Source organism: Micromonospora sp. NPDC047644 (assembly GCF_040704315.1).
Classification (GTDB): Bacteria; Actinomycetota; Actinomycetes; order Mycobacteriales; family Micromonosporaceae; genus Micromonospora.
Window position 1 is genome coordinate 299246 of the sequence record NZ_JBEYSY010000008.1, and the last position, 23419, is coordinate 322664.

At 72.2% G+C, this 23419-nt stretch carries 21 protein-coding genes; 11 read left to right on the forward strand and 10 right to left on the reverse strand.

The window, feature by feature from the left end; translation table 11 throughout:
* Positions 1–56 precede the first annotated feature (56 nt).
* The 4 genes from AB0877_RS15860 (at position 57) to AB0877_RS15875 (ending at position 5006) form a co-directional block, all read left to right on the forward strand.
* Entirely contained in the window at positions 57–1598 is a 1542-nt protein-coding gene (locus tag AB0877_RS15860; RefSeq protein ID WP_366609367.1) for an NAD(P)/FAD-dependent oxidoreductase, read from the forward strand.
* Between the two features lie 106 nt (positions 1599–1704).
* Positions 1705–2904 carry a low temperature requirement protein A gene (locus AB0877_RS15865; protein ID WP_366609368.1) on the forward strand — a complete coding sequence of 400 codons (1200 nt, stop codon included), beginning with the start codon at positions 1705–1707 and terminating at the stop codon, positions 2902–2904.
* A 158-nt stretch (positions 2905–3062) separates the two neighbouring features.
* Positions 3063–3959: an acetyltransferase gene (locus AB0877_RS15870; RefSeq protein WP_366609369.1), complete on the forward strand. Its 897-nt coding sequence runs from the start codon at positions 3063–3065 to the stop codon at positions 3957–3959.
* Positions 3960–4034: 75 nt separating this feature from the next.
* Positions 4035–5006, forward strand: a complete 972-nt coding sequence (locus AB0877_RS15875) for an alpha/beta fold hydrolase (protein WP_366609371.1) — start codon at positions 4035–4037, stop codon at positions 5004–5006.
* A 63-nt stretch (positions 5007–5069) separates the two neighbouring features.
* Here the strand turns inward: AB0877_RS15875 and AB0877_RS15880 are convergent, their stop codons facing one another.
* Together AB0877_RS15880 and AB0877_RS15885 are read right to left on the reverse strand one after the other, a co-directional pair.
* The gene (locus AB0877_RS15880; protein ID WP_366609373.1) at positions 5070–5678 is read right to left on the reverse strand and encodes a VTT domain-containing protein; all 609 of its coding nucleotides are present in this window, start codon (positions 5676–5678) and stop codon (positions 5070–5072) included.
* A 101-nt stretch (positions 5679–5779) separates the two neighbouring features.
* A complete protein-coding gene (locus AB0877_RS15885) occupies positions 5780–6469 on the reverse strand; it encodes a 50S ribosomal protein L11 methyltransferase (protein WP_366609375.1) in 690 nt (229 codons plus the stop codon).
* Between the two features lie 193 nt (positions 6470–6662).
* On the opposite strand from AB0877_RS15885, the gene AB0877_RS15890 reads away from it, so the two are divergent.
* Entirely contained in the window at positions 6663–6866 is a 204-nt protein-coding gene (locus AB0877_RS15890) for a cold-shock protein (protein ID WP_007462771.1), read from the forward strand.
* A 49-nt stretch (positions 6867–6915) separates the two neighbouring features.
* On the opposite strand, the gene AB0877_RS15895 is transcribed toward AB0877_RS15890, so the two are convergent.
* The 5 genes from AB0877_RS15895 to AB0877_RS15915 form a co-directional block, all read right to left on the reverse strand.
* Complete coding sequence (locus AB0877_RS15895; RefSeq protein ID WP_366609377.1) at positions 6916–8196, reverse strand: MFS transporter; 1281 nt, start codon at positions 8194–8196, stop codon at positions 6916–6918.
* A complete protein-coding gene (locus AB0877_RS15900; protein ID WP_366609379.1) occupies positions 8193–8768 on the reverse strand; it encodes a helix-turn-helix domain-containing protein in 576 nt (191 codons plus the stop codon). Before AB0877_RS15900 ends, AB0877_RS15895 begins: the two co-directional genes overlap by 4 nt.
* Before the next feature lie 107 nt (positions 8769–8875).
* Positions 8876–9751: a hypothetical protein gene (locus AB0877_RS15905; RefSeq protein ID WP_366609381.1), complete on the reverse strand. Its 876-nt coding sequence runs from the start codon at positions 9749–9751 to the stop codon at positions 8876–8878.
* Positions 9752–9909: 158 nt separating this feature from the next.
* On the reverse strand, positions 9910–11586 hold the full coding sequence (locus AB0877_RS15910) for a CocE/NonD family hydrolase (RefSeq protein WP_366609382.1): 1677 nt from the start codon (positions 11584–11586) through the stop codon (positions 9910–9912).
* A gap of 3 nt (positions 11587–11589) precedes the next feature.
* The gene (locus AB0877_RS15915; RefSeq protein ID WP_366609384.1) at positions 11590–12105 is read right to left on the reverse strand and encodes a MarR family transcriptional regulator; all 516 of its coding nucleotides are present in this window, start codon (positions 12103–12105) and stop codon (positions 11590–11592) included.
* A gap of 123 nt (positions 12106–12228) precedes the next feature.
* Between AB0877_RS15915 and AB0877_RS15920 the strand changes: the two genes are divergently transcribed.
* Entirely contained in the window at positions 12229–14352 is a 2124-nt protein-coding gene (locus AB0877_RS15920) for an efflux RND transporter permease subunit (RefSeq protein ID WP_366609386.1), read from the forward strand.
* A gap of 46 nt (positions 14353–14398) precedes the next feature.
* Here AB0877_RS15920 and AB0877_RS15925 read toward each other — a convergent pair whose 3' ends face one another.
* Positions 14399–15277 (reverse strand): lytic transglycosylase domain-containing protein, encoded by an 879-nt coding sequence (locus tag AB0877_RS15925; protein WP_366609388.1) that lies wholly within the window; start codon positions 15275–15277, stop codon positions 14399–14401.
* A 34-nt stretch (positions 15278–15311) separates the two neighbouring features.
* A complete protein-coding gene (locus AB0877_RS15930) occupies positions 15312–16733 on the reverse strand; it encodes a DedA family protein (protein WP_366609390.1) in 1422 nt (473 codons plus the stop codon).
* A gap of 133 nt (positions 16734–16866) precedes the next feature.
* Between AB0877_RS15930 and typA the strand changes: the two genes are divergently transcribed.
* From typA to AB0877_RS15945, 3 genes are all read left to right on the forward strand, one after another.
* Positions 16867–18735, forward strand: a complete 1869-nt coding sequence (gene typA / locus AB0877_RS15935; RefSeq protein WP_366609392.1) for a translational GTPase TypA — start codon at positions 16867–16869, stop codon at positions 18733–18735.
* 115 nt (positions 18736–18850) lie between these two features.
* Positions 18851–19702 (forward strand): serine hydrolase, encoded by an 852-nt coding sequence (locus AB0877_RS15940; protein ID WP_366609393.1) that lies wholly within the window; start codon positions 18851–18853, stop codon positions 19700–19702.
* A 75-nt stretch (positions 19703–19777) separates the two neighbouring features.
* Entirely contained in the window at positions 19778–20479 is a 702-nt protein-coding gene (locus tag AB0877_RS15945) for a lysoplasmalogenase (RefSeq protein WP_366609394.1), read from the forward strand.
* Here AB0877_RS15945 and AB0877_RS15950 read toward each other — a convergent pair.
* Entirely contained in the window at positions 20448–21245 is a 798-nt protein-coding gene (locus tag AB0877_RS15950; RefSeq protein WP_366609395.1) for a tyrosine-protein phosphatase, read from the reverse strand. The two genes, AB0877_RS15945 and AB0877_RS15950, sit on opposite strands and share 32 nt — an antisense overlap.
* A 44-nt stretch (positions 21246–21289) precedes the next feature.
* Here AB0877_RS15950 and AB0877_RS15955 point away from each other — a divergent pair, with 44 nt between their 5' ends.
* Positions 21290–22387: a dipeptide epimerase gene (locus tag AB0877_RS15955; RefSeq protein WP_366609397.1), complete on the forward strand. Its 1098-nt coding sequence runs from the start codon at positions 21290–21292 to the stop codon at positions 22385–22387.
* Between the two features lie 60 nt (positions 22388–22447).
* A complete protein-coding gene (locus AB0877_RS15960) occupies positions 22448–23371 on the forward strand; it encodes an NlpC/P60 family protein (protein WP_366609399.1) in 924 nt (307 codons plus the stop codon).
* The last annotated feature ends 48 nt before the right edge of the window (positions 23372–23419 follow it).

Consider the following 23419-nt stretch of genomic DNA (forward strand, 5'->3'; position numbering starts at 1 on the left):
GCGTGCGACCACCGCTGGCGTGGTGTTCGGCGGCGGTTCACCCGGTGGAGGAGATCATGAGGATTGCCGTCGTCGGCGCCGGATTCGCCGGTGTCAGCGCAGCCAAGGTGCTGCGGCAGAGCGGATTCGACGTCACAGTGTTCGAGCGCGCGCCCGACGTCGGCGGGGTGTGGAGTCGTACCCGGCGATACCCCGGCCTGCACACCCAGAACGACAAGGGCACCTACCACCTCTCCGACCTGCCGATGCCCGCCGACTACCCGCAGTGGCCCTCGGGTGAGCAGGTCCAGCGGTACCTGGAGAGCTACGTGGAGAAGTTCGGGCTGGCCAACGCGCTGCGCCTGTCCACGGAGGTCGCCTCGGCCGAGCTGGTCAACGACGAGACCGGGTGGCTGGTGACCTCGCGGCCGGCGGGCGCCCCGGACCCGCTGACCGTGGAACGGTACGACCACCTGATCGTCGCCAACGGCATCTTCTCGGATCCGTTCGTTCCGTCCTTCGACGGGCAGGCGAGCTTCGCGGCTGCCGGAGGGCGCGTCCTGGCGACGGGGGAGTTCCACGACATCGAGGCGGCCCGGGGCAGGAACGTCCTCGTGGTCGGGTACGGCAAGTCGTCCTGCGACGTGGCGGTCCCGGTGAGCGAGGTCGCCGCCCAGACCCACGTGGTGGCGCGCGAACTGCTCTGGAAGATGCCCCGCAAGCTCGGTGGAGCGCTCAACTACAAGTACCTGCTGCTCACCCGGATGGGTGAGGCGCTCTTCCGTTACCTGCACCTGAAGGGCTTCGAGCGGTTCCTGCACGGCCCGGGGAACGGGCTGCGCCAACGGATGGTCGACAGCGTCGGCTCGGTCGCGACGCGGCAGTTCAAGCTGCGCGAGCTGGGTCTCGTACCCAACGGGAGCTTCGAGGACATCGCCCGCAGCACGGTCAGCCTCGCCACCGAGGGCTTCTTCGAGCGGATCGCCGACGGCCGCATCGCCGTACACCGGGAACAGGTGATCACCGAGTTGCTGGTCGACGGGGGCCGGCCCGCCGCGCGCCTGGCCGACGGCACGGTGCTCCCCGCCGACCTGGTGATCTGCGGTACGGGCTTCCGCCAGCACGTGCCGTTCTTCGACGACGCGTTGCACGCCCGGCTTCAGGACGACGCCGGCAACTTCATGCTCTACCGACAGATCCTTCCGATCGGCGTGCCTCGGCTGACGTTCGCCGGCTACAACTCGTCGTTCTTCAGCCCGCTCAGCGCGGAGGTGGCGGCGGTCTGGACGGCCGCGTACCTGCGGGGTGGCATCACACTGCCGACCGAGGTTCAGATGCGCGACGAGGTGCGCGCCCGACTGTTCTGGATGACGAAGCGCACCAACGGACGGCACGCCCGGGGCACGAACATCATCCCGTTCTCGATGCACAACGTCGACGAGGTGCTCGACGAGTTGGGGCTCAACGTGGGCCCGCTGACCCGGGCGCGGCAGTGGTTGTTCCCCGTCGACCCCGGCTCGTACCGCAGGGTGACGGCGCAGATGATCCGGCGTACCGCCGACCCGGTATCCGCCATCGGCGGCGAAGGTCTGTTAAAGATGGATAAAGTACGCAGATAGCGGACCGGTAGACGAGGGAGGCTCGGGGACGATGGCAGGCCAGCAGGGTCACCAGCATGGGGTGCCCGTGCCGGCGGCCCTGGCCGGCTGAGCTGTCCCGACGTCCGTGCTGAGGCGCGCCGAGTTCTTCCGTGGTCTCGGGGACAGCAGGAGCCCGAACTCGGCGACCGTCCTGGAACTGCTCTTCGACATCGTCTACGTCTTCGCGCTGGCCCGCCTCGCCGGGCGGGTCGCCGACGACCTGACCATCGTCCGGCAGACGCTGCTGTCCGAGGCGGGCCAGACCGTCCTGTTCTTCACAGCGATGTGGATGATCTGGTCGCTCAACGCCCTGCTGGCGAGCACCTACGACCCCCGACGCCCCGACCTGCAAGCCGTCCTGCTGGCGACGATGTTCGGCACCCTCGTGCTGGCGGTCACCTTGCCGCAGGCGTTCGGCCAACGTGGCGTGATCTTCGCCTGCACCTACGTGGTCATCCAGGTCGGCCGACCGCTCTTCCTGGCGTTCGCCTTGCGGGGCCACGTGGTGCACACGTTCTCGCTCCGGGTGCTGACCTGGCACGTGGCGTCCGGCGTGCTCTGGATCAGTGGCGGCATCAGTGGCGGTCTCGGTCGGGGCATCTTCTGGACCATCGCTCTCGCCATCGAGATGATCGGCGCCGCCACCACGTACCCCTTGCCCCGGATGGGCGGGCCGCAGCTCACCTCCCTGGGGGTCACCGTCTCGCAGGCGCACCTCGCCGAGCGGTACAACCAGTTCTTCATGATCGCTCTCGCCGAGGTGGTGCTCGAAGCCGGTGCCGCGGTCAGCTTCCCGGGCTTCTCCACCGAGGGAACGATCACCCTCGTCGCCTCGTTCGTGGCGGTGGTCTCGTTCTGGCGGATCTACTTCTACCACGTCAGGTCCGGTCACGCCGCGACCCCGAGTGGGGAGGGGATCCAACTGTCGCGCTGGGCGAGCTACAGCCTGCTGTTGATCGTCGGTGGCATCATCTGCACCGCCGTGGGCTTCGGACAGATCATCGAGGATCCGCACCCGCCGATCGACTGGGCGCTGGTGGCCATCGTCTTCGGCGGCCCGGTGCTGTTCCTGATCGGGCGGAGTTTCCTGGAGCAGGACAGCCGGATCGCGCCGCGCTGTCGGGCGCTGTTCCTGGGTGCGGCGGCACTTGTCGTGGCTGCCCCGGTGATGGTGTTCCTCCCGCCGGTCGCGGTGGCGGCATCCGCGGCGGTCATCCTGGCCGGCATCACCGTGTTCGACCAGCGGGCCCACAAGCGTGGGTCGGAGACCAACCCGACGCTGTGACATGTCATTGCGGGTCGGCGGCCACCCCGCGTATGGTCGTCGGGCACGCCGTCGAGTGGGAAGGAGGTCAGAACGATGTCCGATGTTCTGCGCCCCCTCCGCGCTCCGGCGTCCGCGCGGATCTGACCCGGGGCGCGCGCTTCCCGGAGGACCAACCCATGACTGATCTGGTCATCCGCCCGCTCGTCGCGGGCGAGGAAAACCTGTTCGACTCCATGCCCGACCCGCTGCCCCACCTGCGCCAGGTCGCGTACGCCGACGGGATCGCCGGTGGCGGATACCGTCCCGAGACCACCTGGGTCGCGCTGCGTGCCGGCCGGGTGGTCGGTCGGGCCGCCTGGGTCCTCCCACCGGGTGCCATCGGTGCCCCGTGGCTGGAACGGTTCGACCTGGACGCCGAGCCGGAGGTGGGCGCCGAGCTGCTGCGCGCCGCCCACGAGGCGCTGGGCGGTCCCGGTCTGTACTACGCCGCGCTGCCGGCGCACTGGCGGCGTCGGCCCGAGGTGCTGGCCGTGGTGCGGGCGCCCATGGCGGCCGCCCGCCTGGCCGGGCTGGTCGAGCGGGGGGAGCGGCTCCGCTGCTCCTGGACGGGCACCCCCCTGCCGGCATCCTCCAATCGGTACGACTTCCGTCCGCCCGTCGACGTGGCGGAGATCAACGCCCTGGTCGCCCGGATCGCCGAGCCGGACGTGCTGACCGGCGTCGAGAACGCACTAGCGGTCGGCGGCGTCGACCTGGCCACCGACCCGCTGGCCTGGCTGGGCGACAAGACCGAGGAGTGGCGCGTCGCGGTGGACGCCGGTGAGCCGGTGGGCCTGGCCGGAACGGCCGGAGACGCCTGCTACCCCCTGCTCGCCTACCTCGGCCTGCTCGACGAGGCCGCCCGGCCCGAACTGCTGGCCGAGGCGGTCCGGGTCCTGGCCGCCGGCGGTGCCCGCGAGGTCATCGCCGACGTTGACGCCCATCGGGTGGCGGTGCTGGCGGAGTTGGAGCGGACCGGCTTTCGGCAGCTGCGCACCCGGGTCGTCTTCGCGCCGCCGAACACCACCGAATAGCTGACCGGGTGCGCCCGGTCACCCGGGCGCACCCCCTCAGCCGGCGTCGAGCGCGGCCCCTGTCAGCATCTGACCATGCCGGAGATCATCGCGCTCCTCGTCGGCGGGTTGGTGCTCGTCGTGGCGGCGGTCGCCGGGCTCTACCTCTGGCCGGTGGGCCGCCGTGGGTTACGGATCGCGCCGGCCCGACCGCTCGACTTCGACACGGCCACCCGTGCCGCCGCGGCCATCATCGCCGCCGAGACGGCCGATCCGGAGGTGCGACCGGAGTCGCGCAGTCGCCTGCTGAGCCACGGTTCCCGTACCGGCCGGGCCGTGCTGCTGTTGCACGGGTACACCCTCGCGCCCGAGCAGTACGAACGGCTGGCCGAGGAGTTCTTCGACAGTGGGTACAACGTCTGGGTTCCTCGGGCGCCCCAGCACGGGACCGTCGACCGGCGGGCCCACCACCGGGTCGAGGCCGATGAGCTGACGAGGTACGCCGCGCAGGGGTGGGCTGTCGCGGCGGCGCTGGGAGACGAGGTCGGCGTCGTGGGGATCTCCGGGGGCGCCGTGCTGGCCGCCTGGCTGGCCCAGGTGCCCGGAAACGTCGTACGGCATCTGCTGTTGCTGTCGCCGTTCTTTGCTCCGAATCCGCGACAGGCACCGGCCTACGCGGTGAAACCGCTCATCACGCTGTACGGGCGTCGCGTTCTGCGGGATCGCGTCACGTCGCGGGGATACTCCCTCGCCGCCGTCACCCAGTACCTGACGATCGCGCGTACTCTGCCGAAGCCGCCGCGGCGGACCGGTCTGCGGAGCGCGGCGGTCGTGATCAGCCCGCTCGACGGTGTGGTGGACCTCAGGGCGGCGGTCGACGTGCCGCGCCGGATCGCCGACGCGAACGCGTCACCGCTGCGGGTGTGCACCCTGCCGGAGACGTTGGGCGTCGAACACAACACCCTCAACCTCGCCGCCCTCGGCGCCGAGGGCGACGAGCTGCGCCGGCTCTACGTTGCGCTCTACGAAGGCGCACCAGCACCAGACCCCACACCAACCCACCACTAACCCCCCCCGCCCCGCCCCCGGCCCGCGCCCCCCAGCCCGCGCCCCCCAGCAACGAACGACCCCTCAGCCGACGACGGCGAACAACCGCCGCCGCGCCCCCAGCAACGCGACCGACGCCAGCACCAGCCCGACCCCCATCGTCACCAGCAGTGGGCTGGGGTCGCCCGGCAGCAGCGCGGCCACCGACCGCGACGCGGTGCCCAGGGCGAGGTAGAGACCGGCCCAGGCGGCCGCGCCGATCGTCGCGCAGCCGAGAAATCGGCGGTACGACATCCGCAGCCCGCCGGCGGCCAGTGGCAGTAGCGCGTTGAAGACCGGCAGGAACGGCGCGACCACCATCATGCGGCCGCCGCCTCGACGCAGGATTCCTTCGGCCGCTGTCCAGCGCGCCTCGCCGATCCAGCCACCGATGCGGCTGTCGCGCAGGCGGTCGGAGTAGCGACGGCCGATCAGGAAGCTCAGTGACCAGCCGGCCAGGCAACCGATCAGCACCGCGGTGAAGGTGGCCAGCCCGGTGCTCGGGCGGCCGACGCCGACGGCGGCGAGGATCGCGACGTCGCCGGGAACGAGGACACCCAGCAGGGGTACGGCGTCGAAGAGCATGACGAGCCCGAGCGCACCCATCAGCAGCACAATCGGTAGTTCTCCGATCTGGGCCAGCCATTGCGTCATGCGTCGACGCTATGGCCGTGGTGCCACTTCGGACATCCGGTCGTAGCCCCCACTGACCCCTGGTATCCACCTCGGGGTCGCCCCTGAGTCGGGGGTGCGCCTCAGGCGGGGCGCAGCACCTGCACGTGGCGTAGCGACGAGTCGACCGACGGTTCGGTGGAGGTGGTGGGTACCGGGTAGTCGGCCAGCACGGTCAGGCGGTCTGTCGGCAGGTGTCCGCGGCCGGGGTCGCCGACCAGCACGTCGGCGCCCGCCGCGGCGACCCGCTGCAGGAAGGGCAGTATCCGGTCGGCCATCGCGCGGTCGTAGAAGACGTCTCCGGCGACGACCAGGTCGACCTTCGCTTCGGTGCTGTCGAGCAGGTCGTCCCCGGTGGCGTCGACGGCGACGTGGTTGGCCCGCGCGTTGAGGGTGACGGCGGCGACGGCGTACGGGTCGATGTCGTTGGCGGTCACCTCCGCGGCGCCGGCGAGCGCGGCGGCGATGGCTACCAGCCCGGACCCGGCGGCGAGGTCGAGCACCCGGCGGCCGGCGGCCAGCTCCGGGTGGTCCAGGAGGTGGCGGGCCAGGGCCTGTCCCCCGGCCCATGCCGACGCCCAGTACGGCGCCGGCAGCGCGCGTCCGGCGGCGGCCTCCATCCGGGCCCACCAGACGATCGCGTCCTCGGCCAGGTGCAGCCGCACCTCGGGGACGAACGGGGCGGGCACCAACCGGAGCCGGTCCAGACCAGCACCGGGCGCGTGGATCTCGCGTTCCAGCTCGGTCATCGCGTCGGCTGCGGCATCCCTCATCGGCGCAAGCATGCCGCAGCGGCGGTGGGTCGGGGCGGGTTTCGCATGCCGCCGCGCAGAGTTCACCCGAGTTCGGTCAAATACCTACGGCACTTCGGCCAGCGGATCGGGGTTTTGCCCGTTACTGTCGGACAGGTACGGGCGATCATCGGCCAGAGGCCGAGGGTCAGCCGCTTTGAACAGGGAGAGATGCATGGCAACCGGCACGGTTAAGTGGTTCAACTCGGAAAAGGGCTTCGGCTTCATCGAGCAGGACGGTGGAGGGCCGGACGTGTTCGTCCACTACTCCGCCATCGCTTCGAGCGGCTACCGGGAGCTCAACGAGGGCCAGAAGGTCGAGTTCGAGGTGACCCAGGGGCAGAAGGGTCCGCAGGCGGACAACGTCCGCCCGATGTAGCTCCGTGCCGGTGACGGCGGCCGGTCTTCCGGCCGCCGTCGCAGCGCACTCAAGACGCCACCGGGGCGGCGGGCAGGTCCCGCCGCCTTCGGATTGGTCCGACAAGCAGAATCAACGGGGTGAGCGCCAGCCAGGCGGTCATCACGACAATTGCCGTCTCGACGCCGTATCGTGCGCCGATGGCACCGGCCAGCACGGCCGCCAGCGGGATCGTGCCGTAGTTGAGCAGATGCATGCTCACCGTCACCCGGCCCAGCAGGTGGTGCGGCGTGTAGGTCTGCCGGAAGGCGCCCTTGACCACGTTGCCGATGGCCACCCCGAGACCGATCAGCAGGCCACCGAGGGCCGGCCAGGCCAGCCCGACGCCGGGCGCGGCGAGCGGGATGAGCAGCGCGGGCGGTCCGGTGAGCGCCGCCGCGATCAGCACCGCCCGTGCGGTGCCGCAGCGCCGGGCCACCGTGGTGGCGAGCAGCGCGCCGATGATCCCGCCGGCGCTCATCACCCCGACGAGCCCACCCACCAGGCCCGGTTCGAGACGCAGTTCGCGGACCAGGAAAACCACCAGGACGGCCTGGTAGCCGGTCAGCCCGATGTTGCTGGCCGCGCCGAAGAGCGTCAGCACCCGCAGGTACGGGTCCCTGATGACGAAGCGCAGCCCCTCGGTGATGTCCCGGCGCAGCGACCGGGACCGCTGCGAGGGTCGTGGGCGTGGTTCGTGGGTGCGGATGCGCAACAGGAACATCGCGGAGAGCAGGAAGGTGAGCGCGTCCAGCAGCAGCGCGGCGACGGCGCCGACGAGTTGGGCGATCAGACCGGCGAGGCCGGGTCCGACGACGTAGCTCACGGTCTGGGTCGCCTGGAGCTTGGCGTTGCCCTCCGGCAGTTGCCCGGGTCGCAGCAGCACCGGCAGGTAGACCTGGTCGGCGGTTTCGAAGAAGACCCGCGCGGCGCCCGCGCTGAGGGCCACCGCCAGCAGGTGCGCGACGGTGAGCCGGTCCAGCACGGCAGCCAGCGGCACGCTGAGGAAGGCCACCGCGCAGAGCAGGTCGCAGATCACCATCACCGGTCGGCGGGGCAGCCGGTCGACCCACGCGCCGGCCGGCAGGCCGATCAGCAACCAGGGCAGCCAGGCCGCCGCGGTGAGCACCGCCACCTGGAAGGTGCCGGCATCGAGAACGGCCACCGCGACCAGGGGCAGCGCGACGGTGGTGACGTTGCTGCCGACGCTGCTGACCGCCTGGCCGGCCCAGAGCAGCCGGAAGTCGCGGTGCCGCAGCAGCCCTCCGGTCGGCCGGACGTCGGTGTCGTCGCGGTGGGTGGTGACGGTCACGGTCGGGCCGGTACGCCGTGGACGAACACGAAGACCGGCCTGCGGTCGGCGTCGTCGTCGGGTGGCTCCCGGTCGGCCCAGCGGCCGAGGACCTCGACAACCTCGCGACTCAGCTCGGCCAACTCCTGCGGCGTGAGGCTCAGCCAGTGGTCGGTGGAGAACGGCGCGTCGTTCCAGGTGGCCTGGGTGCCCTCGTCGGCGGCGTGCCAGGCCCGGGCCAGGGCGACGTGCCGGTCCAGGTTGAGCGAGGTGGCGGCGTCGGCGACGGCGCGGGAGGCCGGGTCGGCGTCGAAGTCGGCATTGGACCAGCTCAGCCTGCGGGTCACCAGGCGCCACCACCGCTCGCGCCGGTCCCGGGCCAGCTCGGGCGCCTCGGCGACCAGGTCGGCGGCGGCGAGGACCTTGAGGTGGTGGCTGACGTTCGCGGGGGCCTGGTCGGTGCGCTCGGCGAGCAAGCCGACGGTGGAGGGCCCGTGGACCTTGAACACGTCCATCAGCCGGCGGCGCAGCGGGTGGGACATGGCGGCCAGCACCCGGGAGTCGGTGATCTGGCGTACGTCGGGGCTGTTCATTCCGACAGCCTGACATCCACAACGACTGTTGCGCAATGTTTGTTGCCCAACAGTCGTTGCGGATTGCGTCAAGAGGGGCGGCCCGGCGGCTACGAGCCGCCCCTCGCTCAGGCGACGAGCCGGCGGGCCAACTCGTCGGCGACCTGCTTGGCGATCGTGGGCGGGATCGCGGCGGCGATCTCCTCCGGCGTCAGCCCGGCCAGCACGCCCTGGATGATCGCCTCCTCGTCGGTGAAGTCCCGGTTGGACAACTCCGTCAGCGCGGCCTGCAGGGCGGTGACCTGCAAGCCGAGCGACTTCAGGGTCGGGTGGGCCGGCCGGAAGTTCGGCACGGTGGCGTCCTCACCCATCGCCATCCGGGTGTAGATCTGCCCGATCGGGTTGCGGCCGTCCAGGACGGTGAGGTTCTTGTGGACGGTGGCCAGCCAATTGTGCTCTTCGGGGGTCATGTCGTCGTCCTCCAGGAGTCCGATGGAACTGAGGTAGCGGCGGAACAGGGGTCGCTGGTCGCGGCCCGCCCTGATGGCGTCACGGAAGAAGCTGAAGTGGGTGTGCCAGCGGTGTGAGCTGTCGCCGGTGGTGCGCTTGCCGAGGCGATCCCACCGCTTCACCGTGCTGCCGTCGGGGCTGTAGATGATCTCCCGGATGTCCCGGGTGTCGGCCGCGTTCGCGACGCACTGCGCGACGCACCAGACCGAGAAGCTGGGCAGGGTGTTCGATCGGCCACCGGAACGGACATCGAACTGGCCGACGTCCAGCGCCGACGCGTCGAGGGTCAGCCCGGCCCGGTCCCGGGGCGACTCGACCACCGAGTAGTCGTTGGGGACCACCCGGTCCGATCCGCAGTGGTAGCCGCCCCGGTGGGCCGAGTCGCCGACGATGCCGACCTCGCCCGGTTCCAGGTCGTCGGGCCCGGGAGCGTTGTCGAGGTGAGTGAGGAGCAGACTTCGGACGGCCAGAAGGTTAGCCGGGGCCCGGGTCATGGGGTCCCCCTTTCCGAGAGGCGGGGACCGGGCACGACGTCACACCGCGTACGCGGTGCTGGGCTTCGGGCGAGCCCGGCCTACTGGTGCACGGCGCCGGGCGTTGACTCCACCATAGCCCGCGTTTTCGGTAAACGCCCAGCTCAGGAGGGGTCTGTTCAGATTGGAGGTTGGTGCGGCGCAGAGTGGACGATCGGCAGCAGCAGCGCCGAGGGATGCTCCGGGTCGTGCAGAACCTGCCGCCAACCGGCACGCAGCGTCACCGCCGAGCCGAGCGGTTCTCCGGTGCCGGGGTTGCGCGCCCACCGGGGATGGGCGCCGCCGGAGACCTGCACCCGCAGTCGGTGCCCGACGGCGAAGCGGTACGCGGTCGGCCAGAGCGGCACCGGAATCCGCAGCGCCCCGGAAGGGTCGGCCGGGAAGTGCTCGGGCGTGACCCGCACCAGACCGTCGCACACGTTCCACGAGCGACCCCGCCGGTCCACGTCGCACAGACGAACGAAGACGTCCAGATAGGGCAGCTCGCTGCGCAGGTGGATCTCGGCGCGGACCGGGCCGATCACCTCGACCGGCGCGGTCAGCGGGGCGCTGGTGTAGGTCAGCACGTCGGGGCGGGCCTCCACACCCCGGTTGTCGACCGGGCCGGCCCGTTGGGCGACGAGCAGTGGACCGCCGAGTGACGGGGTGGGGTCGGCGGGGTCGTAGTGGAGCGCGTCCGGAGTCGACACGACAGGTGGGCGCGCCGCCACGTCGCCACCGGGTTGCAGGTGCCAGGCGGTCTCGACCGCCGGGGGTGGCCAGTCCGGCAGGTCCCGCCAACCGCCACCGGCGCCGCCGACGTGGATGCGCACGGGCGGCCGGGCCGCTCCCGCCGGTACGCCCGATCGGGGCACGGCCGGCAGATGCTCGTCGAGCCAGGCCAACCCCTCGCGCAGCGCGCCCACGAACAGTCCGGGGCTGCCGTGCGTCCAGGGGCCGATGACCAGGCGCGGCGGTGTGCCGGCGGCGCGCAGCACGGCGTGGTCGTCGAGCTGGGCGGGCAGGAAGATGTCGTGCCAGCCGGTGACCATGACCACCGGTGCCCGCACCTTCGCGACCTGGTCGGCGAAGACCCGGGTCCGCCAGTACGCGGCCTGCGGTGTGTGGTGGCGTAGCCACTCTTGGAAGAACGGAATGGTCACGCCGGTGGCCACCCGGTCGGCCTCGGCCAGGGGGAGGTGCTCCAGCGCGGCGGCCAGGCGGGGTTGCCCGCGCTTGAGTTCCCACTGCCGGGCCAGCCACGGCACGGTCTGCGCGTGCAGCAGCTCCGCCCAGGTGAGCACGGTGTCCAGGGCGAAGGACTCCCCCGCGTACGTCGAGTCGCGGGTGGCCGAGGCGGTCACCACCGCGACCATGGCGCGCAGTTCCTCGTCGGCGTCGGCGGCCAGGGCCCACTGGGCGAAGCCCTGGTAGCTGACCCCGAACATGCCCAGTTGCCCGGACCACCAGGGCTGGCGACGCAGCCAGTCCAGCGTGTCCGCGCCGTCGTCGCGCTCGTGCACCAGCGGGGCGAACGTTCCACCGGAGCCGCCGGTGCCCCGGCACGACTGGATGACCGCGTGTCGACCTCGGGCGGCGAGCAGCCGACCGAGCAGCCGCAGCGGCCCACCCCGCCCGTAGGGGGTGCGGATCAACACGGTCGGCGCACCGTGGACGGCCGGGGCGTAGTGGTCGGTGCGCAGCACCACGCCGTCGCGGGCCCGTACCGCGAGGTCCCGGCTGACCCGCACCGGGCCGGGGCGGGTCGGGGGTAGGCGCAGCGCGGCGCTGGCGAGGCGGGCGACGAGGTGCGGCACCGGTCAGCCCGTCGGGCGGCGGGGTGACTCCGGACGGGTGGCGCGCACCGCGTCGCGGTGCCCGCGCAGCGACTCGCTCATCTCCTCCATGAACCGGTGCACCACCTCCAGCTCGTCCTCGCTGAAGCGGTCCATCACCGTGTCGGTACGGGCGCCCAGCGGCCGGAAGAACTCCATGGCCAGCGCGGCGCCCTGGTCGGCGTAGTGCAGCAGCACCTTGCGCCGGTCGACGGTGTCCCGGTCGCGGCGGATGTGCCCGGCCCGTTCCAGCCGGTCGATCAGGGCCGTGACCGAGCCGGAGGAGAGGTTGAGCTGGTCGCCGAGACGACCGGGGGTGATCGGGTCACCGAGCAGCTCGGCGTCCATCACCGCGATCAACGCCTGCAGGTCGGTCGGGTTGAGGCCGTGCAGGTTGGCGAAGGCGTGGCCGACCTGCTGGGCGTCCACCGCGTACCGCCGGAGGTTGTTGGTGATCTCCGCGACCAGCTGCTCGCGGCGCGTGTCGCGCCGTCGGTACATGCCGTGAGTCGCCACCTCGCGCCGCTCTTCCCGTCGTCGATCCCCCGGGTTGCAGCATAGAACAGCCCCGGATAATCTCGGCCATCAAGATACTCGGCTTTCGAAAGACCTTGAGGTCACCTGATGTCTGTGTTCACCAGAGTCGCTCGTGGCCGGCTGGCCGCCTGGCTCACCGTGGCCGCCGCGATCGTCGTGGGCGCGGCCGTCTTCGGGACACCTCAGCCGGACAACCCCGCGCCGGTCTCCGCCACCGGCCTGTCCGCGCAGTGGCAGTCGACCCAGGTGCAACGTCTGCAGGACCAACTGCCCTCCAGCGACGTGCAGCCGGCCATCGTGGTGATCAGTCGCGGTGACGGCGGCGCGCTGGGCGAAACCGACCGGGCGACCATCGGCGCTCGCGCCGATGGTCTGCGCCGCTTCGCGGTGGGTGGGCAGGTCAGCCCCGCCCAGGTCTCCCCGGACGGCGCGGTGGCCCTGGTCGCCGTGCCGCTGGACACCGCCGGTGGGCAGGAGGTCGTCACCGACGCGGTGAGCCAGCTGCGCGCCACCCTCGCGGACCTGCCCGACGGGCTGACCGCCGAGGTGACCGGCGCCCCGGCGTTCACCGCCGACCTCTCCTCGGTGTTCGACGGCGCCGACGTCACCCTGCTGGTGGTGACCGCCGCCGTGGTCGCGCTGCTGCTGCTGATCACCTACCGCAGCCCGTTCCTGTGGATCGTGCCGCTGGTCGTGGTCGCCGCCACCGAGCAGCTCACCCTGCGCGCCGTGGACGTCATCGTGCCGGGTGTCGGCATCAACCTCCAGCAGGGTCAGGTCACCGGCATCGCCAGCGTGCTGGTCTTCGGCGCCGCCACCGACTACGCGCTGCTGCTCATCGCCCGCTACCGGGAGGAGCTGCGCCGCGAGGAGGACCGGTTCGCGGCGATGCGCGCCGCGTTGCGCCGCACCGCGGAGCCGATCCTCGCCAGCGGCGGCACCGTCGTGCTCGGCGTGCTCACCCTGCTGCTCAGTGAACAGGAGACCAACCGGGCGCTGGCCGTGGCCTGCGCCACCGGTGTGGTCTTCGCCATGCTCTCGGCCCTGTTCGTGCTCCCCGCCGTGCTGGTGCTCTTCGGTCGCGGCCTGTTCTGGCCGTTCGTGCCCCGGGTCGGCGGCCCGGCACGCGAGGGTCGGCTCTGGGGTCGACTCGGCGCCGCCGTGCAACGCCGCCCGGTGGTGGTCGCCACGCTGGCCACGGTGCTGCTCGGCGGCCTGGCGCTGGGTGGTCTCGGCATCCGCACCGGCCTGTCCGAGACCGAACAGTTCCGGGCCCAACCCGAGGCGGTGACCGGCGCGCAGACCCTGGCCAGGGCCTTCCCCGCCGGCAGCACCCAGCCCGTCGCCGTGATCACCACCCCGACGGCGGTGCGGGCGGTCACCGACGCCGCCAGCGCGGTACCCGGTGTCGCCTCGGCGCGCCCCGGCGACGCCGGCGCGGCCGTCGCCCAGGTCGACGTGGTCCTCGACGCCGAACCCGGCACCACCGCCTCGGACCGCGCGATCGAGGCGCTGCGCGTAGCGGTCGCCGCCGTCCCCGACTCCGCGCCGCCGGCCGCCGCCGGCGCCGACGCCCCGTCCGGGGCGATCGTCGGTGGCTCCGTGGCCGCCACCTACGACTCCGACGAGGCCAACGACCGGGACCTGCGGCTCATCCTGCCGATCATCCTGCTGCTGGTCGGCGCCGTGCTCGTGCTGCTGCTGCGCGGTCTGCTCTCGCCGCTGCTGCTGGTGCTCACCGTGATCGCCTCGTACTTCGCCAGCCTCGGCGCGGCCTGGCTGCTCTTCGACCACGTGCTGGGCTTCCCGGCGCTGGACAGCGGTGTGCTGCTGCTCGCCTTCGTGTTCCTGGTGGCGCTCGGGGTGGACTACAACATCTTCCTGGTCACCCGGGCCAGGGAGGACGCCCGCAGCGCCGGCACCCGCGCCGGGATGCTCTCCGCCCTGCGGGTCACCGGCGGTGTGATCACCAGCGCCGGCGTGCTGCTGGCCGCGGTCTTCGCCGTGCTCGGTGTGCTGCCGCTGATCACCCTGACCCAGATCGGGATCATCGTCTGCATCGGTGTGCTGCTCGACACCCTGCTGGTCCGTACGGTCCTGGTGCCGGCGCTGGCGTTCCTGCTCGGCGACCGCTTCTGGTGGCCCGGTCGCATCACGCGCGACCCGGCCGCCGCCGCGCGCTCGCCCGAGCCGGTCGCCGCACACGACTGACCGGCCCGTCGGGGCCGCGGCGAACCCGCCCCGGCCCCGACGAGGGTCAGTACGCCAGGCAGACGCACTCGTTCATCAGTGCCCGCACGTTGCGCACGTACGACGGGTTGGGAATGGTCAGCGGCTCGCCCTCCTGAGCCACCGCGCCATGCCCGAAGTTGTACGCGGCGATGACGGCGTTGAGCAGGCAGGAATTCAGCTCGCTGGTGCACAGTGCCGGGTCGAGCCGGAAGTCGGACTCGAAGTACATGTCGCCGATGTACTTCGTCGCCCAGGCCAGGTAGGTGGCGCCGAGGTAGGCGTTGTCCTGGTACGCGTCGATCTTGTAGCTCTTCTCGAACCGCTGGTTCATCCACGTCGCGGTGTCCGGCATCACCTGCAACAGCCCGACCCCGCCGTCGCAGGCGTAGATGTTGGACTGCCAGCCGCTCTCCTGCCACGCGGTGGCCTTGAGCAGGTCGAGCGGGATCGTGATGTCCGGTGCCGAGACCGGCCAGTAGGTGCGGTTGGCCGCGTTCGTCAGCGCCGCCTTCACCGCGGAACGCGACGCCTGACTGCCCTTGTAGGTGGGCTTGCAGGAACTCGGCGCCGGCTTCGGCGGCGCCGGTGGAACCTCGGTCTCGGTGGGCGGCTTCGGCACCGGGCGCGGCTTCGGCGCCGCCCGGGTCGGCTTCTTCGTCGGCGTCTTCGGCTTCGGGGTGGCGCTGCGACTCGGCGCGGAACCCATCGATTCCACGGCGCTCAGCGACGGGCTCGGCTCCCCGTCGACCTCGTCGGACGGGGTATCGGTCGGCCCGTCGGTGATGGCGACCGGCGCGGCCAGGCCCGGCGGGCTCTCCCCCTCGGCGGCGCAGCCCACGAGCGCGCTCGCCAACAGAAGCCCGGCGAGCACTGCGGCGCCCAGCCGATCGGTGCGTCGAACCATGCCGTTGCCTCCCCCGTGTGATTGTCGCCGCACCTTAACAAGGTTCGACCGGGCGGCGTTGCCCCTGCGAGGGGCGCCGGGGGGCCTGGTCCACCGGGGGCTGACCGTTGCCCACCGCCCGGTCCCGCGTTGCCCAGGCGACCATGAACACCACGGTCCAGAGCACCCCGAGCAGCACCGCCGCGGCCGTCCCGCTGGCCGTTTCCAGTCCGAGATAGAGCCGCGCGCCGCCGATCCCGAGCAGCCCCGCCGCGGCGGCGGTCCAGGCAGCCACCGCCACCGGCCAGCGGGCGCTGCGCGACACCAGCCACGCCAGGGTGCAGAAGCTCGCCGCGACCACGGCGCTCTGGGTGGAGAGCGCCGCCACCTCGCCGCCGCCCGGGGCGGTTCCGTGCGGGCCGGTCAGTTCGGCCACCACGGCCAGCACCACCAGTGGCACGAACGCGCCCGCCGTGCCGACCACGCTGAGCAGATCCGTCCGCCAGGGTCGGTTGCGCCACGCCAGCACCGCCGCCACCAGCGCCACCAACAGGATCAGCACCGACCCACGTACCACCGACACCACGACCAGTGTGGCGTCGGCGGCGTCCGGGGTACGCCGAGCCGCGAACCACGCCGCGATGGCACCGTCCAGCGCGGCCAGCCCACTGTTGCGGACCGCCACCGCCAGCAGACCGGCGATGGCGAGCCCGGCGGCGAACAGCAGCAGCAACCCGGCGGCCAGATTGAGCAGCAGCGTCCAGGCCGGGCCGATCCGCATGGCCACCAGGAAGAACAGCACCCCGTAGCGGGCGGTCAGCCACCGCACCGGGGGCAGTGCGCCGGCCCGGGACAGCAGCGCGCGCACCGGGTCGGGGTTACGGCCCAGCCACCGACCCACGAGCACCACACCCACCAGGCCGGCCAGCAGCAGGAACGCCACCCCGGTGGCCCGGCCCAGAAGCCGGGACACCGTGTCGTACGACTCACCGGCGAGGTGACCGAGCAGCACCGAGCCGCCCACCCAGGTCACCACCCCGGCCAGGTTCCAGAGGGCGAACCGCCGGTACGGCATACCGGCCGCGCCAGCGAGCCGGGGCACCAGGGTCCGGGCGAAAGCCACCCATCGGGCGGCGAACACCCCCCGCCCGCCGAGGCGGGCGAGCATGGCGTCGGCGCGGGCCCACCGCTGCGGCCCGACCCGGTGACCCAGCCCGGCGCGCAGCCGGGAGCCGTACCGCCGTCCGGCCCGAAAGGCCAGCCCATCGCCGAGAACCGCCGCGACGATCATCGCGAGCAACGCCGGCCCGAGCCGCAAGGTACCGTTGTAGGTGAGGAAGCCGACGAGCAGCAGGGTAGCCTCACCCGGCACGAGCAGGCCGAAGATCACCGCGGTCTCGCCCGCCACGATCAGCGCGGCGACCAGGTAGATCCACAGGGTGGGCAGACCCTGCACCCAGGTCAGCAGGTCGTGCACTCAGGCCCCCAGGACACGGGAGCCAGCATGCCAGCCCGGGGAACCACCGGCACAGCGGTTTCACCATAGATCAGGGGCACCTGGGGGTGACCCCGACGCAGCCTGCGCGAGCGCAGGCGGAAGGATAGAGGGTATGCAGCTTCGCACCGACCTCCGCAACGTCGCCATCATCGCTCACGTCGACCACGGCAAGACCACCCTGGTCGACGCCATGTTGCGGCAGGCCGGCGCGTACGGCGCACGCGGCGAGAACACCGAGCGGGTGATGGACTCCGGTGACCTGGAGCGGGAAAAGGGCATCACGATCCTGGCCAAGAACACCGGTGTGCGGTACCTGCCGGCGGACGGCTCCGACCCGGTCACCATCAACATCATCGACACCCCCGGCCACGCCGACTTCGGTGGCGAGGTGGAGCGCGGCCTGACCATGGTCGACGGTGTGGTGCTGCTCGTCGACGCCAGTGAGGGCCCGCTGCCGCAGACCCGCTTCGTGCTGCGCAAGGCGCTGCGGGCCCGGATGCCGATCATCCTGGTGATCAACAAGGTGGACCGTCCGGACGCCCGGATCAAGGAGGTCGTGGACGACACCTACGAGCTCTTCCTCGACCTGGACGCCGACGAGGAGCAGATCGACTTCCCGATCGTCTACGCCTGCGCCCGCGACGGCATCGCCTCGCTGACCCAGCCCGCCGACGGCTCGGTGCCCGACGACAGCACCTCCCTGGAGCCGCTGTTCCGCACCCTGCTGGACACCATCCCGGCACCCGCCTTCGAGGACGGCGCGCCGTTGCAGGCGCACGTCACCAACCTGGACGCCTCGCCGTTCCTCGGCCGGCTGGCGCTGTGCCGGGTCCGCCAGGGCACGATCAACAAGGGTCAGACGGTCGCCTGGTGCCGCACCGACGGCAGCACCCAGCGGGTCCGCATCTCCGAGATGCTGATGACCGAGGGCCTGGAGCGTAAGCCGGCCGAGACCGCCGGCCCCGGCGACATCATCGCCGTCGCCGGCATCCCCGAGATCATGATCGGTGAGACCCTCGCCGACGTCGACGACCCGGTGGCGCTGCCGCTGATCACCGTCGACGAGCCGGCCATCTCGATGACCATCGGCACCAACACCTCGCCGCTGGTCGGGCGGGTCAAGGGCTCCAAGGTCACCGCCCGGATGGTCAAGGACCGGCTCGACAAGGAGCTGATCGGCAACGTGTCCCTGCGGGTCCTGCCGACCGAGCGGCCGGACGCCTGGGAGGTGCAGGGCCGTGGCGAGCTGGCGCTGGCCATCCTGGTCGAGCAGATGCGCCGGGAGAGCTACGAGCTGACCGTCGGCAAGCCGCAGGTGGTCACCCGGGAGATCGACGGCAAGACCTGCGAGCCGGTCGAGCGATTGACCATCGACGCCCCGGAGGAATACCTGGGCGCGATCACCCAACTCCTCGCCACCCGCAAGGGCCGGATGGAGCAGCTGGTCAACCACGGCACCGGCTGGATCCGGATGGAGTGGCTGGTGCCGGCGCGCGGCCTGATCGGCTTCCGCACCGAGTTCCTCACCGACACCCGGGGCACCGGCATCCTGCACCACGTCTTCGAGTCCTACGAGCCGTGGTTCGGTGAGCTGCGGACCCGCAACAACGGTTCGCTCGTCGCCGACCGGTCCGGCGCGGTCACCGCCTTCGCGATGATCAACCTTCAGGAGCGCGGCCAGCTCTTCGTCGAGCCGACCACCGAGGTGTACGAGGGCATGATCGTCGGGGAGAACTCCCGCTCCGACGACATGGACGTCAACATCACCAAGGAGAAGAAGCTCACCAACATGCGGGCGTCGACCTCCGACGAGACGGAGAAGCTGATCCCGCCGCGCAAGCTCTCCCTGGAGCAGGCCCTGGAGTTCTGCCGCGAGGACGAGTGCGTCGAGGTCACCCCGACCGCCGTCCGCATCCGCAAGGTGGTGCTCGACCAGCAGCAGCGGGGCCGCGCCGCCGCCCGCCGCAAGCACGCCGGCTGACCCACCCCGCACCCGGCACCGGGCGCGTCGACCGCTTGCGGTCGGCGCGCCCGGTCGTTTTCCATCCCGCCGGGTACGCGAGCCCGGCCACCCCTGATCCGCTACGGTCACCGGCATGACCTGGGATGATCTCGACGCCCACCTGGACCGGGTGCCCGGCACCGTCTCCGCGTACGTGGGGCGCCTCGACGCGTCGCCGACCTGGACCCGCCACGCCGACGCCGGCCACTACGCCGCGAGCACCATGAAGGTGGCGGTGCTCGCCGCGCTGCACCGCGCCGCCGAGGCCGGCACCCTGGACCTGGACGCCCCGGTCCCGGTCGTCAACGACTTCGCCTCCGCCCAGCCCGGCGCACCCCGCTTCACCAACGCCCAGCCCTACGACAACGACGACGCGGTCTGGGACCGCATCGGCGGCACCGCGACGCTGCGGTGGCTGGCCGACCGCATGATCGTGCGCTCCAGCAACCTCGCCACCAACCTCGTCCTCGGCCACGTCGGGCTGCCCGCGGTCGCCGAGGTCTGGGCGCTCGCCGGTGCCCGCAACAGCGTCACCGGCCGCGGCATCGAGGACTTCGCCGCCCGCGAGGCCGGCATCACCAACACGGTCACCGCCGCCGACCTGGCCGCCCTGCTCGGCGCACTGGCCACCGGGGCCGACACCCCCGGCACACTCGCCTCACCGGCGGCCTGCACCACCATGCTGGACGTCCTGCTCGCCCAGGAACACCGCGAGGACCTCGCCGCCGGCCTACCCACGGGCACCCGCATCGCCCACAAGAACGGTTGGGTACGCGGCGTCCGCCACGGCGCCGGCGTGGTGCTGCCCGACGACGCCCCGCCGTACCTGATCGCCGTCTGCACCACCACCGACCTGGCCGACGGCGACGACCAGGTGGAGGACGACGCCTGCCTGCTGCTCGCGCACATCTCGGCGCAGGTCTGGGCCGCCCGCCACCACCTCTGACCCGAGCGCCGCGGCGGCGAGGCCAACGCCGCCGACTGCGGCTACGCTGCTCGCACCCCCACCCCGGAGCCGCCGATGCCCCGCAGTCGCACCGTGCTGATCGCCTTCCTCGTCGTGACGGCCGCGAACCTGCTGGCCAACGCCACCGGTGGCGGCCTGGCCTTCCTGCTCACCAAGCCGCTGCTGATGCCGCTGCTGGCCGCGTACCTCTGGCGGGTCAGCGCCGAGCGCGCGGCCCGACCGGACCGGCTGCTGCTCGCCGCGCTGGCCTTCGCCACCGGCGGCGACATCGCCCTCATGATCGACGGCACCGGCTGGTTCCTCGCCGGGATGGCCTGCTTCCTCGGCACCCACCTCTGCTACCTCGCGGCCTTCACCCGACGCGGCGCCGCGACCGCGCTGCGCCGCACGCCGCTGGCCGCCGTCCCCCTGGGGTACGCGGCGCTGACCGTCACCGCGCTGACCTGGATGTGGGCGGGGCTCTCCGATGCCGGGCTGGCCGTACCGGTGGCCGGCTACGCGATCGCGCTGGCCGCCATGGCCAGCACCGCCGCCACCCAGGGCTGGCGGGTCGGTGTCGGCGCCGCGCTCTTCCTCGGCTCCGACCTGCTGATCGCCGCCGGGGTGGCCGAGGTGGCCCAACCACCCGGCGCGCCGGTGCTGGTCATGGCGACCTACGCCGCCGGCCAGGCACTGATCGTCACCGGCTGCGCCGCCCGCGCCGGCACACCCACCGACGCGCCGGTCACTCCAGCAACTGCGCCCGCAACGCGGTGAGGTCGGCGTCGGTGAGCCCCAGCCCGTCGCGCAGGTACGCGTCGAACGAGCCGTGCACCCGACGCACCTCGGCGTAACCGGCGTCGAGATACTCGGCGCGGACCTCCAGCACCGGCACCACCGCGTCGACGTCCAACTCGGGATTCCGCCGACGCATCGCCTCGACGATCACCGCCCGCAGGCTCTCGGTCAGCTCGTTGTTGCGCAGGTAGTCGGCGCGGACGGCCGCCTCGTCCACCCCGAGCGCCGTCAACAGGATGACGGTCAGCCAACCGGTGCGGTCCTTGCCGGCGGAGCAGTGGTAGAGCAGCGGCAGATTCTCCGGGCGGGACGCCAGCCGCACCGCCTCGGCGAAACCGACCCGCGCCGACTCACCGGTGACGAACCAGCGGTAGATCGCCGCCATCGCCCCCGCCGTGCCCTGCCGGGCCAGCTCGGCGTACGCGTTCAGGTCGTGTCCGAGCAGCACCGCCGAGACGTACGTGAAGACCGGGTGCTCCGCGTCGTGCACCGGCAGGCGCACCACCCGTGGCTCACCGGCGAACCGGTCCTCCGGAGCGACCGCGATCTCCGAGGCGTCGCGCAGATCCACCACGCACGCCGGCCCCAACTTCGCCAGCACCGGTAGGTCCTCGTCGGTCAGCCGACCCAGCGCCGGCGTGCGGATCAACTGGCCGACCCGGACCCGCCGCCCGTCCGCGCCGACGAGCCCGCCCAGGTCACGCGCGTTCGGCGCACCCACCAGCTCCCAGCCCTGCCCGGTCATCCGGTCTCCCCTCCGAAGGTGAACCTCCGTATAGGGTGCCTGACATGACGATCTCGGCGGTACGCACCCACCGGGTTTCCGCCCCCTTACACACCCCGTTCGTCACCGCGCTACGCCGCACCACCACAGTGGACACCCTGGTCGTCGAACTCGTCGACAGCGACGGCCGGTCCGGCTTCGGTGAGGCGCCACAGGTCTGGCAGGTCACCGGCGCGTCGGTCGGCGGCGCGCAGGCGTGCGTCCGCGAGCTGCTCGGCCCACAGCTGATCGGCCGTGACCCGGACGACCTGGTGACCCGGTGCGCCGAGGTGCAGCGCGCCGTGGTCGGCAACGAGGCCGCGAAGGCGGCGGTGGACGTCGCCCTGCACGACCTCGCCGCGCGGCGACTCGGCGTACCCCTGGTGCGGTTGCTCGGGGGCACCACGCTGCGGGTCCCGACGGACGTCACGCTGGCGGCGGGCGACGCGGTGGACCTGGCGACCGCGGCACGGCAGCGGCAGGCCGACGGTTTCGGCGTGCTCAAGTTGAAGGTCGGCACCGACGCGGCCGGTGACCTGGACCGGGTGCGCGCGGTACGGGCGGCCGTCGGCCCCGGCACCCGGATCCGGCTGGACGCCAACCAGGGTTGGACGCCCCGGGAGGCGGTCCGGGTGATCCGCGGCATCGAGGACGCCGGGCTCGACGTGGAACTGGTCGAGCAGCCGGTGGCCCGCTGGGACCTGGACGGGCTGGCCTGGGTCAGCGACCGGGTGTCCGTGCCGATCCTGGCCGACGAGGCGGTCTTCGGGGTGCGTGACCTGGTGGAGGTGATCCGCCGCCGGGCCGCCGACCTGGTCAACGTCAAACTGGCCAAGTGCGGTGGACTGCACCCGGCCCGCACCCTCCTCGACCTGGCCCGCGCGCACGGGCTCGGCACCGTGGTCGGTTCGATGATGGAGAGCCAGGTCGGCATCGGGGCGGCCGCGAGCCTGGTCGCCGCGTACGGCACCACAGCGGTGGCCGACCTGGACGCCGCCTGGTGGCTGGCCTGGTCACCGGTGCAGGGCGGCATTCGCTACGACGGGGCGACGGTGGTGCTGCCGGACGCCCCTGGCCTGGGCATCTCCGGCCTCACTGAAGCAAAAGTGCAGTCCCGTGGTTGATGCCTGTCGGTTTCTTTCATAGGGTTCCCCTGGACAGCCGCACACGATCTGGGGGTTGACGTGGAGCTGCAACCGGGCCGCGAGGCCGTCGTCCGGGTCGCGGTGGCGACGCTGTGGAGCTCCCCCGAGGCCGTCCGCCCGGTCGACCGTCCGGCGCTGACCGCCGGCGCCGACATCCCGACCTGGGTCTCCGGGATGGACACCGACCAGCAGGTCGGCGACTGCGTGCTGAGTCAACTCCTGCTCGGCGAACGGGTCCTCGTCAGCGAGCTACGCCCCGACGGCTGGGCCCGGGTCGTCGCCGTCGAACAACCAGCCGCCAAGCTGGATCCGCGCGGCTACCCGGGCTGGCTACCCGCCGAGCAGTTGGCCGTTCTCGCCCCGACCCGCACCGCCACCGACCAACCGCTGGTGGTCGACGCCACGGTCACCGGGCTGCACGCCGCCCCGAACGGGCCGGTGGTGCTGCCCGGCGTCGTCGTCGGCACCCGGCTCCTCCCGGCCGGCCCCGCGCTCGACGACTGGCGGCCGGTGCACGTTCCCGGTCGGGCCACCCCGCTCTGGCTGCCCGAGGGCCACCTGGTGTCGTCGGCGGACGCGTCGCCGACCGCCGCGCACGCGCTCGCTGTGGCACAGCGCCTGCTGGACGTGGTCTACATCTGGGGTGGCCTCTCCGCGCACGGCATCGACTGCTCGGGGCTGGTGCATCTGGCCTGGCGGCGGTTCGGGGTGCTGCTGCCCCGCGACGCCGACGATCAGGCCGTGGCCACCACCCCACTGCCGTTGGGCGCGGAACGCCCCGGCGATCTCTACTTCTTCGCCCGACCGGGCCGCAAGATCCACCACATCGGCATCGTCACCGCCGCCCCGGGCGACGGCGGCCAGCGCCGGATGCTGCACGCCTGCTACCGGCGGCGGCGGGTCATCGAAGAGGCACTGCCGGCGGACCGGACCGCCACACTGGTGGGCGCACACCGGGTCTGAGGCCAGTTTCGGTCGACCCTCAGTCGGAGTCCAGGCAGCGGGGGCGGC

Bases quoted from the DNA above. Each gene is read 5' to 3' on its own strand.
- AB0877_RS15955 (WP_366609397.1), top strand. From the start codon at position 21,290: ATGACGATCTCGGCGGTACGCACCCACCGGGTTTCCGCCCCCTTACAC.
- AB0877_RS15890 (WP_007462771.1), top strand. From the start codon at position 6,663: ATGGCAACCGGCACGGTTAAGTGGTTCAACTCGGAAAAGGGCTTCGGC.
- AB0877_RS15925 (WP_366609388.1), bottom strand. From the start codon at position 15,277: ATGGTTCGACGCACCGATCGGCTGGGCGCCGCAGTGCTCGCCGGGCTT.
- AB0877_RS15880 (WP_366609373.1), bottom strand. From the start codon at position 5,678: ATGACGCAATGGCTGGCCCAGATCGGAGAACTACCGATTGTGCTGCTG.
- AB0877_RS15870 (WP_366609369.1), top strand. From the start codon at position 3,063: ATGACTGATCTGGTCATCCGCCCGCTCGTCGCGGGCGAGGAAAACCTG.
- AB0877_RS15940 (WP_366609393.1), top strand. From the start codon at position 18,851: ATGACCTGGGATGATCTCGACGCCCACCTGGACCGGGTGCCCGGCACC.
- AB0877_RS15885 (WP_366609375.1), bottom strand. From the start codon at position 6,469: ATGAGGGATGCCGCAGCCGACGCGATGACCGAGCTGGAACGCGAGATC.
- AB0877_RS15920 (WP_366609386.1), top strand. From the start codon at position 12,229: ATGTCTGTGTTCACCAGAGTCGCTCGTGGCCGGCTGGCCGCCTGGCTC.
- AB0877_RS15945 (WP_366609394.1), top strand. From the start codon at position 19,778: ATGCCCCGCAGTCGCACCGTGCTGATCGCCTTCCTCGTCGTGACGGCC.
- AB0877_RS15915 (WP_366609384.1), bottom strand. From the start codon at position 12,105: ATGTACCGACGGCGCGACACGCGCCGCGAGCAGCTGGTCGCGGAGATC.
- AB0877_RS15875 (WP_366609371.1), top strand. From the start codon at position 4,035: ATGCCGGAGATCATCGCGCTCCTCGTCGGCGGGTTGGTGCTCGTCGTG.
- AB0877_RS15900 (WP_366609379.1), bottom strand. From the start codon at position 8,768: ATGAACAGCCCCGACGTACGCCAGATCACCGACTCCCGGGTGCTGGCC.
- AB0877_RS15950 (WP_366609395.1), bottom strand. From the start codon at position 21,245: ATGACCGGGCAGGGCTGGGAGCTGGTGGGTGCGCCGAACGCGCGTGAC.
- AB0877_RS15860 (WP_366609367.1), top strand. From the start codon at position 57: ATGAGGATTGCCGTCGTCGGCGCCGGATTCGCCGGTGTCAGCGCAGCC.
- AB0877_RS15905 (WP_366609381.1), bottom strand. From the start codon at position 9,751: ATGACCCGGGCCCCGGCTAACCTTCTGGCCGTCCGAAGTCTGCTCCTC.
- typA (WP_366609392.1), top strand. From the start codon at position 16,867: ATGCAGCTTCGCACCGACCTCCGCAACGTCGCCATCATCGCTCACGTC.